The organism is Streptomyces sp. NPDC044106 (assembly GCF_056433985.1).
The window spans coordinates 421,983-433,682 of record NZ_JBWKFZ010000006.1; the positions used below are offsets into that span (position 1 = coordinate 421,983).

Annotated in this window: 8 protein-coding genes; 1 reads left to right on the forward strand and 7 read right to left on the reverse strand. The window is 71.4% G+C overall.

Annotation, left to right across the window (positions count from 1 at the left end; translation table 11 throughout):
• Positions 1–52: 52 nt before the first annotated feature.
• The 5 genes from AC07DI_RS13620 to AC07DI_RS13640 all read right to left on the reverse strand — a co-directional run bounded on the left by AC07DI_RS13620 (position 53) and on the right by AC07DI_RS13640 (position 9,338).
• Entirely contained in the window at positions 53–1,576 is a 1,524-nt protein-coding gene (locus AC07DI_RS13620) for a hypothetical protein (protein WP_478904408.1), read from the reverse strand.
• Entirely contained in the window at positions 1,560–2,087 is a 528-nt protein-coding gene (locus AC07DI_RS13625; RefSeq protein ID WP_478904410.1) for a GtrA family protein, read from the reverse strand. The genes AC07DI_RS13620 and AC07DI_RS13625 overlap by 17 nt, the downstream gene beginning before the upstream one ends.
• Positions 2,084–2,890 carry a polyprenol monophosphomannose synthase gene (locus AC07DI_RS13630; RefSeq protein ID WP_478904476.1) on the reverse strand — a complete coding sequence of 269 codons (807 nt, stop codon included), beginning with the start codon at positions 2,888–2,890 and terminating at the stop codon, positions 2,084–2,086. Before AC07DI_RS13630 ends, AC07DI_RS13625 begins: the two co-directional genes overlap by 4 nt.
• A 68-nt stretch (positions 2,891–2,958) precedes the next feature.
• Positions 2,959–4,083 carry a mannose-1-phosphate guanylyltransferase gene (gene manB / locus AC07DI_RS13635; RefSeq protein ID WP_478904411.1) on the reverse strand — a complete coding sequence of 375 codons (1,125 nt, stop codon included), beginning with the start codon at positions 4,081–4,083 and terminating at the stop codon, positions 2,959–2,961.
• Between the two features lie 308 nt (positions 4,084–4,391).
• Positions 4,392–9,338, reverse strand: coding sequence for an NAD-glutamate dehydrogenase (locus AC07DI_RS13640; protein ID WP_478904413.1), 4,947 nt, complete (start codon positions 9,336–9,338; stop codon positions 4,392–4,394).
• Between the two features lie 474 nt (positions 9,339–9,812).
• On the opposite strand from AC07DI_RS13640, the gene AC07DI_RS13645 reads away from it, so the two are divergent.
• A complete protein-coding gene (locus AC07DI_RS13645; RefSeq protein ID WP_384255097.1) occupies positions 9,813–10,379 on the forward strand; it encodes a DJ-1/PfpI family protein in 567 nt (188 codons plus the stop codon).
• A 29-nt stretch (positions 10,380–10,408) separates the two neighbouring features.
• Here AC07DI_RS13645 and AC07DI_RS13650 read toward each other — a convergent pair whose 3' ends face one another.
• Together AC07DI_RS13650 and AC07DI_RS13655 are read right to left on the reverse strand one after the other, a co-directional pair.
• Positions 10,409–11,119, reverse strand: coding sequence for an HAD family hydrolase (locus AC07DI_RS13650; RefSeq protein ID WP_478904416.1), 711 nt, complete (start codon positions 11,117–11,119; stop codon positions 10,409–10,411).
• 68 nt (positions 11,120–11,187) lie between these two features.
• Complete coding sequence (locus tag AC07DI_RS13655) at positions 11,188–11,700, reverse strand: DUF6912 family protein (protein ID WP_478904418.1); 513 nt, start codon at positions 11,698–11,700, stop codon at positions 11,188–11,190.

The window sequence follows — 11,700 nt, forward strand, 5'->3', positions numbered from 1 at the left end:
AACTTCGATGGTAGGCCCCAACGCCCGCACATCCAGAGCGAACAGTCCAGCTTCAGCCCACCACCTCGTACAGGACCTGCCCCTTCGGCCCCGTCGCCGCCCGCCGCAGCGCGGGGTCACCCGCGCGCAGGCCACCGTCGTCCGCGTACTGCACGATCCAGCGCGCCCCGTACCGGTGCAGGATGTCCAGGCGGTCCGCGCGGGACGTGCCGGGCGCGAAGTAGTCCCGTACCGCCGCGACCCGTTCCGCCTGGTCCGGCAGGAAGAAGTCCGGGTAGCCGGGCGCGACCGTGTAGGGGCCGTAGGCGGGGATCTGGCGGGCGGGGAAGGTCTTGGCCAGGACCACGTCGCCGTACTTCACCTTCGGGCCGAGCCAGTCGTAACCCGCCCACGGCGCCTTGTACTTGGCGGCGACCGGGGCCGGCAGGGCAGCGCACGGGACGGCGTAGCCCAGCGTGCCCGACTGGGTCCATGCGCCGAGCAGCAGCGCCGCGCCCAGCGCCCCGGCGAAGGCGCGCCGCACCCCCGCCCGACCGGACTCGAACACCTCGAGGGCCACCGCGAGCTGCGCCGGGATCAGGGCCGCGGGCAGCACCCGGCCCCACGAGTAGTGGCCGGTCAGGCCGCCCGCCGCAAACATCGCCGCGCCGAGGAGGAAGAAGAGCACCAGTGGGTCGCGGTGGTCGCGGCGCCAGCGCGGGACCAGGGCGGCGACCCCGACGAGCGCCAGGCCGAAGTGCGGCAGCAGGTGCCGGTAGAGGGCGCGGTGGATGCCTTCCAGGCCGCCCGCGTCGAAGAGGCCGAAGAAGGAGTAGTACGGCCAGGCGGCGAGGACGATCAGCCCCAGCGCCAGGCCTGCGGCCAGCCGGACCAGCAGGGCCCGCGCGGGCCACGGCCGGGCGCCGAGCAGCAGGGCCAGCGCGCCCAACGACGCGACGACGCCCGTGAACTGATGGCTCAACAGGATCAGCGACCAGAACGCGCCGAGAGCGAGGAGACAGGACCACCCCGCGTCCCCGCCCCGCAGCGCCTTCCGCAGCAGCGCCCAGAAGTGGAAGGAGAGGCCGAGCGCGAACGTGCTCGGGTACGAGACCGTCAGGGCAAGGGAGTTGAGGCCGGGGAAGCCGCTCCAGTTGAACAACTGCGGTCCCCAGAGCAGCAGCAGGCAGAGCAGGGCGAGCGGCGGCGCCGCGGCGCGGTCGCTGAAGGTGCGTACGAAGTGCCGGACGCCCGTGACGAGCAGTGTCAGGCCGATCAGGGCCGCCACCCGCAGCACCACGAACGTGCCGAGTCCGGTCACCTTGGCCAGGCAACCGAGCAGCAGCATCCAGGGCGAGTAGTACGGGCTCGGGGTGTCGGCGTCGACCAGGGGATTGCCCGGGTCGACGAGGTCGTGGCGCAGGCGTTCGACCGTCGCCGCGTGGATGCCGAGGTCGCCCGCCCAGGGCAGGCGGACGATCACCAGGAGGAGCAGGACGAGGACGAGCAGGGCGGGGACGGACAGGGCAGGGGTGAGCAGGGCTGCTGCCCCGCGGTCCGGCCGTCGTCGTACGGCCGCGTTAGTGGCGACGCGCATCGTGCTGGAAGACCCACGTCCGGTAGACCAGGAAACGGAACGCCGAGGCCAGAACGATCGACAGCGCCTTGGCGACGTTGGAGCCGAGCGGTCCGCTCATGTCCGCTCCGTGGTACGCCGCGTAGAACAGGACACTCTCCATCACCACGCCGATCCCGCTGAAGACGAAGAACAGCGCGATCTGCCGCTTCGTGCGCGAGGCGCGGTCGCGGTAGGCGAAGAAGCGGAAGCCCAGGTAGTTGGTGCCCATGGCGACACAGCTGGCAAGGACCGTCGCCGTCATCGCGCCGAAGGCCAGACCGTGCAGGAGGAGGTTGAAGACGACGAGGTTCACGGCGACGCCGCTGCCGCCGACCAGGCCGAACTTCATGAGCTCAAGGAAGAGCCTGCGCAGGCGGGCCAGGGGGAGGCGGGGAGCGGCGGCGGGGGATGCCGCAGGGCCGGGCTGGGAGACCGGCGCGGGCGGGGAGACCGGCGCGGGCGGGGTGTCCTGGAGGGTGGGGGCCGTCATCGGCGCGCCTCCCCGCCCCGGGGGGACGATCTCGCGTCGAGCCGCAGCTTCCACGGCATGACGACCGACTCCAGCTGCACCATCAGGCTCATCTTCGACTCGCCGACCGTGCGGTCCTCGAAGTGGATCGGCACCTCCATGACGCCGAAGCCGCGGCGCAGCGCGCGGTACTTCATCTCGACCTGGAAGCTGTAGCCCGCGCTGTCCACCGAGGCCAGGTCGATGGCGCGCAGGGCGTCGGCGCGCCACAGGTTGAAGCCGCCGGTGATGTCGCGGACGCGGGTGCCGAGGATGGTGCCCGCGTAGGCGTTGGCCCATCGGGAGAGCAGCTTGCGGTGGGCGCCCCACGCGTCGGAGAGCGTGCCGCCCTGGACGTACCGGCTGCCGATGACGACGCCCGCGTCCGTGGCGAGGGCGACGCCGAGCAGTTCGGCGGCCTTCGCCACGGGGTGGCTGCCGTCCGCGTCCATCTGCAGGACGTAGTGCGCGCCCTCGGCGACCGCCCGCGCCATGCCGGCCGCGTAGGCCCGGCCGAGGCCGTCCTTCTCGGTGCGGTGCAGGACGCTCATGCGGGCGCTGCCGTACCGCTCGGCGAAGCGTTCGGCGATCTCGCCGGTGCCGTCGGGGCTGGAGTCGTCGACGACGAGCAGGCGCAGGCCGGGCAGCGGGAGCGCCATCAGGGCCTCGGCCATGCCGGGCAGATTGCCCGCTTCGTTGTACGTGGGCATGACGACGGTCAGCGGGGTCGCGGCCCAGGCCTCGGGCAGCCGGGCGGCGAGACTCTCGGAGAGGTTCTCCGGCACGTACTCGGCGAGGCGGTCGGGCCCGCCGTCCGGCAGCTTCTCCGGCTTGTCCTCGGGAAGGTTCACAGTCACTGCTCAAGCCCTTCGATGGTGGGGGATGCGTGGGGTACGTCCGGTGAGAAGCGGAGCGCCGCGTCGGGCAGGACCGCCTCGCACCACACCCGCGCCCCGGTCCGCAGTTCGTTGTCGGCCCCCACGCGCGCGCCGTCCCCCACGACCGCGCCTTCGAGGACGGTGCGGCGTCCGACGCGGGCCCGCGCGCCGATCAGGCTCCGGCGGATGTCGGCGCCCGCGCCCACGTCCGCCCCGTCGAGCAGGACCGAGCCGTGCACGACCGCGCCCGGCCCGACGCGGGCGCCCGCGCCCACGACGGTTCCCGCCGCGAGGCTGGCGTCCGGCGCGACCTCGGCGCCCGGCAGGACCAGCGACTCGCCGGGCGGGCCGGGCAGGGCGGGTGAGGTGATGACGCCGCGTACGAGGTCGGCCGAGGCCTGGACGAGCGCCTCGGGGCGGCCGAGGTCCAGCCAGTAGGTGTCCTCGACCTTCCCGTGCAGATGCGCGCCCGCGGCGAGCAGCCCCGGGAAGGTCTCCCGCTCCACGGAGACCGGCCGGTCCGCCGGGATCGTGTCGATGACGGAGCGCCGGAACACGTACGCGCCCGCGTTGATCTGGTCGGTGACGATCTCCTCGGCGGTCTGCGGCTTCTCGGTGAAGGCGAGCACGCGCCCGTGGTCGTCGGTCGGTACGAGTCCGAAGGCGCGGGGGTCCTCGACACGGGTGAGGTGAAGGGTGACGTCGGCGTCGTGCCGTACGTGCGTGACGAGGAGGTCCCGGAGGTCGACGCCGCTGAGGATGTCACCGTTGAGTACGAGGACGGGTTCGCCGGAGCCGCTCCCGCCGCGCAGCCGTCGTGCGGCGTGGCGGATGGCGCCGCCGGTGCCGAGGGGCTCGTCCTCGACGACGTACTCCAGTCGCAGGCCGTACGCGGATCCGTCGCCGAAGTGCGGCTCGAAGACCTCGGCGAGGTAGCAGGTGGCCATCACGACGTGGTCGACGCCGGCGGCGGCGAGCCGGGCGAGCTGGTGGGCGAGGAAGGGGACGCCCGCCGCGGGGACCATCGGCTTGGGCGTGTGGACCGTGACCGGGCGCAGCCGGGTGCCCTGGCCGCCGACCAGCAGAATGGCTTCCGTCATCGCCTCGTCGCGACCTTTCCTGCGTTTTCGGGTGCGGGTGTTTCGATCTCGACGTCTCGATCTCGACGTCTCGATCTCGTACCGTCGTCAGACAATCTCACCTACCTTAGACCAAATGTCTGAATTGATGGGGTATGGCGAATCTCATCACCCGATCCGCGCCCCTCAGGCAACCAATCGCTCCGGGTACCCCTCCGGGGCGCCCTGCCCCCCGCACGCCAAACAGGGGCGCCCCGAGCCAACCGGCCCGGGGCGCCCCACCGACGTACCGCCGCGGATAACGCAGATACCTCGGATGACTCAGATGACTACGAATGCGTCCGCAGCAGTGTCCGCATCGTCCGCATCGCCACCGACAGATTCGCCAGATCGAACGCTTCCGAGCTCTGGATCTCCTCCAGCGTCGACCGCGCCCGGCTCAGGATCGGCGCGTTCTTCTCCTCCCACGCCTTGAAGCGCTGCTCCGGCGTGGACGTGCCGTTGCCGACGGCGAGGATGTCCGCCGTCAGCGCGGCGTGCGCCGCGTACAGGTCCTCGCGGATGGAGGCACGCGCCATGGACTGCCAGCGGTCGGCCCGCGGCAGTTCGATGATGCGGTCCATGAGCTGGGTGATGCGGAGCCGGTCGGCGAGGTCGTAGTAGACCTCGGCGACGGCCATCGGCTCCTTGTCCATCCGGTCGGCGACGGCGACGATGTCGAGCGTGGGGAAGGCGGACGAGAACCCGGCGACGCGCCGCGCCAGTTCCTCGGGCACGCCCGCCTCGGTCAGCTCGTCGCGGATGCCCTCATACCACTCCAGGTCGGAGCCGCGGAGCAGCTGCGGCAGTTCGGCCCAGACCTCGGCGACTCCCTTGCTGAAGAAGTCGATGGTCTCGGCGAGCTGCAGCGGCTGCGGCCGGTTGTTGAGCAGCCAGCGCGCGCCGCGCTCGACGAGGCGCCGGGAGTGCAGCCGGAGCCGGGTCTGGACGTCGGCGGCGACGACGTTGTCGAGTGCCTCGACCGCGTCCCACACCTCGCTCAGGCCGAAGATCTCCCGGGCGGCCAGCTGCGCCCGCACGATCTCCTCCAGGGAGGCGCCGGTCTCCTCGCGCAGCCGGTGCAGGAAGGTCGAACCGCCGGTGTTGACCGTGTCGTTGACCAGGACGGTCGTGATGATCTCGCGGCGCAGCGCGTGCCCGTCCACCTGCTCGGGGAACCGCTCGCGCAGCGCCTTCGGGAAGTACGCGTGCAGCAGCCGCTGGAGGTACGCGTCGTCGGGCAGCGTCGTCTGGATCAGCTCGTCGGCGGCCGTGATCTTCGTGTAGGCGAGGAGCACGGCGAGCTCGGGCTGGGAGAGCCCGCGCCCGGAGTTGAGCAGCTCGCGGATCTGCCGGTCGTTGGGCAGGAACTCCAGGCCCCGGTCGAGGTGGCCCTGCTTGCCGAGCCTGCGCATGAAGCGCTGGTGGGCGTGGAGCAGGGACGGCGACTGGGCGACGGCGTTGGCCAGCGCGGTGTTCTGCGCGTAGTTGTTGCGCAGGACCAGGTGCCCGACCTCGTCGGTCATCTCGGCGAGCAGCTTGTTGCGCTGCTTGACCGTCATGTCGCCGTTGGCGACGACCGCGTTGAGCAGGATCTTGATGTTCACCTCGTGGTCGGAGGTGTCCACACCCGCGCTGTTGTCGATGGCGTCGGTGTTGATGCGGCCACCGGCGCGCGCGAACTCGATGCGGCCGAGCTGGGTCAGGCCGAGGTTGCCGCCCTCGCCGACGACCTTGACGCGCAGATCGGCGCCGCTGACGCGGATGGCGTCGTTGGCCTTGTCGCCGACGTCGGCGTTGGACTCCGCCGACGACTTCACGTACGTACCGATGCCGCCGTTCCACAGCAGGTCGACCGGCGCCTGGAGGATGGCCTTCATCAGGTCGGCCGGGGTCATCTTGCCGACGCCGGACTCGATGCCGAGGGCCTCGCGGATGTGGGCGTTGAGCTGGATCGCCTTGGCGCTGCGCGGGAAGATGCCGCCGCCCGTGGAGAGCAGCTCCTTGTTGTAGTCGGCCCAGGAGGAGCGGGGCAGCTCGAAGAGGCGGCGCCGCTCGGCGTACGAGGTGGCGGCGTCCGGCTTCGGGTCGATGAAGATGTGCCGGTGGTCGAAGGCGGCCACCAGGCGGATGTGCTCGGAGAGCAGCATGCCATTGCCGAACACGTCACCGGACATGTCGCCGACGCCGACGACCGTGAAGTCCTCGGACTGGGTGTCGCAGCCCAGCTCCCGGAAGTGCCGCTTGACGGACTCCCAGGCGCCGCGGGCGGTGATGCCCATGCCCTTGTGGTCGTATCCGGCGGAGCCGCCGGAGGCGAAGGCGTCGCCGAGCCAGAAGTCGTACGACTCGGCGACCTGGTTGGCGATGTCGGAGAAGGTCGCCGTGCCCTTGTCGGCGGCGACGACGAGGTAGGTGTCGTCCTCGTCGTGGCGCACGACGTCCGCGGGCGGCACGACCTCGCCGGCCACCAGGTTGTCGGTGATGTCGAGCAGCGCGGAGATGAACGTCTTGTAGCAGGCGACGCCCTCGGCCAGCCACGCGTCGCGGTCGACGGACGGGTCGGGGAGCTGCTTGGCGACGAAGCCGCCCTTGGCTCCGACCGGCACGATGACGGTGTTCTTCACCATCTGCGCCTTGACCAGACCGAGGATCTCCGTACGGAAGTCCTCCTTCCGGTCGGACCAGCGCAGACCACCGCGCGCGACCTTGCCGAAGCGCAGGTGGACGCCCTCGACGCGGGGCGAGTACACCCAGATCTCGTACGCGGGACGGGGCGCGGGCAGGTCCGGGATGGCCTGCGGGTCGAACTTCATGGAGACGTAGTTGTGCGGCTTCCCGCTCTCCGCCCGCTGGAAGAAGTTCGTCCGCAGCGTCGCCTTGATGACCGTGAGGAAGGAGCGCAGGATGCGGTCCTCGTCCAGCGAGGCGACCTGGTCCAGCGCGCCGTCGAGCTCCTCCAGGAGCCCGTCGATCAGCTCCGTCCCGGCGCGCTGGCGGTCCGGCGACATCCGCGCCTCGAAGAGCGAGACGAGCAGCCGGGTGGTGTGGACGTTGTTGCGGAGGGTGTCCTCCATGTAGTCCTGGCTGAACGTCGAACCGGCCTGGCGCAGGTACTTGGCGTACGCGCGCAGGACCATCGCCTGCCGCCAGTTGAGCCCGGCCCGCAGCACCAGCGAGTTGAAGCCGTCGACCTCGGCGGCGCCGGTCCAGGCGGCGGCGAAGGCTTCCTGGAAGCGCTCGCGGCCGTCGTCGCCGAGGTAGTCGCCGCTGCCGTTGGACGACTTGGGCATGCGCAGCCCGAAGTCGTAGACCCACGCGTGCGTACGGTCCGCGCAGCGCAGCTCGTACGGACGCTCGTCGGTGACCTCGACGCCCAGGCGCTGCAGCACGGGCAGCACGGCGGAGAGGGAGACCTGCCCACCGGAGCGGTAGATCTTGAAGCGCCGCTCACCGGGCGCCGCGCCGACCGGCTCGTACAGGGAGAGCGCGAAGTCCTTCTCGCCGTGGCCGAGCTGCTCCAGGTGCTGGAGGTCGGCGACGGCGGCGCGCGGCGTGTGGTCGGCCTTGTAGCCCTCGGGGAAGGCGTGCCCGTACCGGCGGATCAGCTCGGCGGCGCGCTCCTCGCCGCACTCTGCGGTCAGCGCCTCGGCGAAGCCGTCGGCCCAGGAGCGGGCGGCCTCGACGAGCCGCCCCTCGATGCGCTCGACGTCGGCGTCGGAGAGGTCGGGGACCGCGCCGCCCTTCGGCACCCTGACGACGAAGTGGATGCGGGAGAGGATCGACTCCGTGTTCCAGGCGGTGAAGTCGACGCTCGCGCCGTTCAGCTCCTCCTTGAGGATGTCGATGATCCGCAGCCGGACGCCGGTGGTGTAGCGGTCGCGCGGCAGGTAGACGAGGGCGGAGTAGTAGCGCCCGTACTCGTCCTTGCGCAGGTAGAGCCGGAGCCGGCGGCGCTCCTGGAGGTAGAGGACGCTCGTCACGATGGAGCGGAGCTCGTCGGCGGGCGTCTGGAAGAGCTCGTCGCGCGGGTACGTCTCCAGGATCTGGAGCAGGTCGCGCCCGTCGTGGCTGTTGGCCGAGAACCCGGCGCCCTTGAGGACCTCCGCGACCTTGCGGCGGATGACGGGCACGCGGCGCACCGACTCGGTGTACGCGGCGGACGAGAAGAGTCCGAGGAAGCGCCGCTCGCCCACGACGTTGCCCTCGGCGTCGAACTTCTTCACGCCGACGTAGTCGAGGTAGCTGGGCCGGTGGACGGTGGCGCGGCTGTTGGCCTTGGTCAGGACGAGCAGCCGGTGCTCGCGGGCCTTGGCGCGCGCGTCGGCGGGCAGCCGGTTGAAGGACGGGCTGACCGGGTGGTGGTCGTCGCCGTCGTGCTGCGGGTCGGCGCGCAGGACGCCGAGGCCGGTGCCGGGGACGGCGGCGAGCGAGTCGTCCTCCGTGAGGTCGTACTCGCGAAAGCCCAGGAAGGTGAAGTGGTTGTCGGCGAGCCAGCGCAGCAGCTCGCGGGCCTCCTCGACCTCCTGCTCGGGCAGGTCACCGGCGGTGGGCTCGGTGGGCAGTTCGTCGGCGATGCGCAGCGCGGCGTCGCGCATCTTCTCCCAGTCCTCGACGGTCTCGCGCACATCGCTGAGGATCCGCAGCAGATCGGCGGTGATCTGCTTCAGGTCCGCCCGGTCCGTCTCACGGTCCATCTCGACGTGGATCCACGACTCGACGAGCGCGTCGTGCGGCAGCTCGGAGCCGGCCCCGGAGGGCAGGACCTCCAGGAGCTTGCCGGTCAGGTCGCGGCGCACGACGACCTGCGGGTGGATCACGACGTGGATGCCGCGACCCTGGCGGGAGAGCTCATTGGTGACGGAGTCGACGAGGAAGGGCATGTCGTCGGTGACCACCTCGACGACGGAGTGGCTACAGGTCCAGCCGTTCTCCTCGACCGTCGGGGTGTGGACCCGCACGTTGGCCGTCCCCTGGGGGCGGTTCTCGGCGAGCCGGTAGTGGGAGAAGGCGGCTCCGAAGACGTCGACCGGGTCGCGGTCGGCCAGGTCCTCGGGTGCGGTGTGCAGGTAGTAGCGCTGGAGGAACGCGAGAGCCGTGTCCTGGTCCGGCGCGGCCCCGCTCGTCGTCCCGGTCGGCGCACCGCTCGGTAGGCGTCCCCCGGCCGGGCTGCTCTCAGCTACCCGGGCGGCCCGCGCGAGCAGCTCGGCCTTGGCTTCGTCCAGCTTGGTCTGCATTGTCCTCTGACTCCTGTCGCGCGCCGTTGCGTGACGTAGAAGGAAGTGATGTGCCGTAACGCCGCGGCGCGGGGTGTCCGGCCGGTTTCGACGTTATGCCGCGGTGGTGCGCGAGCGGACAGCTTTCCGCCATTTTCAGCGGTTCCACTGACTGATGGCTCGCTCGGCCCGGTCGGCCGCACCGCGAAGAAGCGTCAGCGAGGTCCCGGGCACGGTTGTCCACCGTGTTCCCCGGGCGCAGAGCGGGGGCGTCCATGCCCCCGCGGGATATCGCGCTGATCACGGGTCAAGGCTATCGCTCCGCACCCGGAACCCGTCATGAGCCGTATGTGTACAAAAGCGGGGCCCGAACTTTGACAGTCTGCACAGTCGCCCCGCCCATGGCCCTCTTGGCAAAGAGCCACCGCGGGGGCACGTTGGCCGGGAGGGTCCGGCCCGACGGGGGCGGCACCCGTCCGAGGGGAGCACAGCAAAATGGCAGCCAAGATCCTGATCGTGACCGGTGACGCGGCGGAGTCGCTCGAGGTCCTCTACCCCTACCAGCGTCTGCGCGAGGAGGGGTACGACGTCCACATCGCCGCCCCGGCCCGCAAAACGCTGCGGTTCGTGGTGCACGACTTCGAGCCGGGCTTCGACACGTACACGGAGAAGCCCGGCTACACCTGGCCCGCCGATCTCGCCTTCGCCGAGGTGGATCCCGGCCAGTACGTCGCGCTGGTGATTCCCGGGGGCCGTGCTCCCGAGTACCTGCGCAACGACCCCGAGCTGCGCAAGATCCTCAAGTCGTTCTTCGACGCGGACAAGCCGGTCGCCCAGATCTGCCACGGCCCGCTGCTCACCGCGGCCATCGGCAGCCTGAGCGGCCGCAGGGTCACGGCGTATCCGGCGCTTGAGATGGACATGCAGGCGGCCGGGGCGACCTACCAGGACGCGGAGGCCGTGGTGGACGGCACGCTGGTCTCGGCGCGCGCGTGGCCGGACCACTCGGGCTGGATGCGGGAGTTCCTGACGGTGCTGCGGGCGAAGGCGCCGGTGACGTAGGGGGCGCCGGGCGGGGCATTCCCTGGGGGTCAGGCCACGAGCCGCTCCGCCACGTCGACGGCGTCGGCCAGGGTGTCGACGACGGGCACCCCGGCCACCTCCAGACTCGCCCGGCTGTGCGAGCCGCCGGTGTAGAGCACGGCCCGCGCCCCCACGTGCGCGGCTGCCACGGCGTCGTCGAGGGCGTCACCGATGACGACGATCCGCTCGACGTCCAACTCGCCGTGGCCCCCGTGGGCCCCCTGGCCCCCGTCCCCGTGCTCGGCGAGTGCCGCGAGGTGGCGCACCATCCGCTCGGCCTTGCCCGCGTGCGATCCGTCGGTCCGGCCGTCGACGCGTACGAAGTACTCGTGGATGCCGTGTCTGCGCACGATCGGCACGAGGTGCTCGTGCGGGGCGAGCGAAAGCAGCGACTGCGTACGCCCGTCGGCCAGGCGCCTGGCCAGCAGCTCGGAGGCTCCCTCGGCCAGCGCGCAGGCGTCCGCGCGGGTCCAGTAGTGCTTGTGGAAGACGGTGTCCATGAGCTGCCACTCGGCGTCGGTGGGCAACCGTCCCATCAGGCGCTCGTAGAAGCGCGGCACGGGCACGCAGTACAGATCGCGGTACCGCTCCAGGGTGATCGGTTCGAGCCCGAGCTCCGCGAAGGACGCGTTCGTGGCGTCGATCACCGCATGGATGTCATGCAGCAGCGTCCCGTTCCAGTCCCACACGATGTGCGCCCCGCGCAGCGTCTTCCCCATACGAAGACGCTACCGCCCCCCACCGACATGCAGGGCCCCACACCCGAACCGCCACCATCGGCCCCCGTTCAGGAGCCCTGGAGAAGCCCGGGGATCTCCTGCGTCGCGAACCACAGCAGCTCGTGGTCCTCGGCCCCGTCCACCACGAACCGCGCGTCGTCGTCGCCCTGGTCCGCCGCCCCCAGCGCCGCGGCCGCCGCCGCCACGTCCGCCTCCGCGTCGTCGGCGTCCACGTGCACGGCCGCCGCCTTGCCCAGCGGGAGTCCGTCGGCGATCCGCACCTCGCCGAGCGCCCCCTGGTCGAGTCCGCGGTCGGGGTCGGCCACGGCCGCCCCGTCCGGCACGTCGGCCGCGAGTACGACCCGTCGCCGCGCCGCTGCCGGATCGCCCGCGATCAGCCGCAGCGACGCGAGCGCCGCCCGGTTCAGCGCCGCGTACTCCAGCTCCTCGATGTCGTCCGAGACGTACCACTCCCGCAGCGCGGGCGTCACGGCGTAGGCGACCAGCGGGCCGGGCCCCAGCTCCCCCGCCTTGTACGCCTCGGCGAGCCGGGGCAAAGTCAGAGGAACGTAGACGCGCAT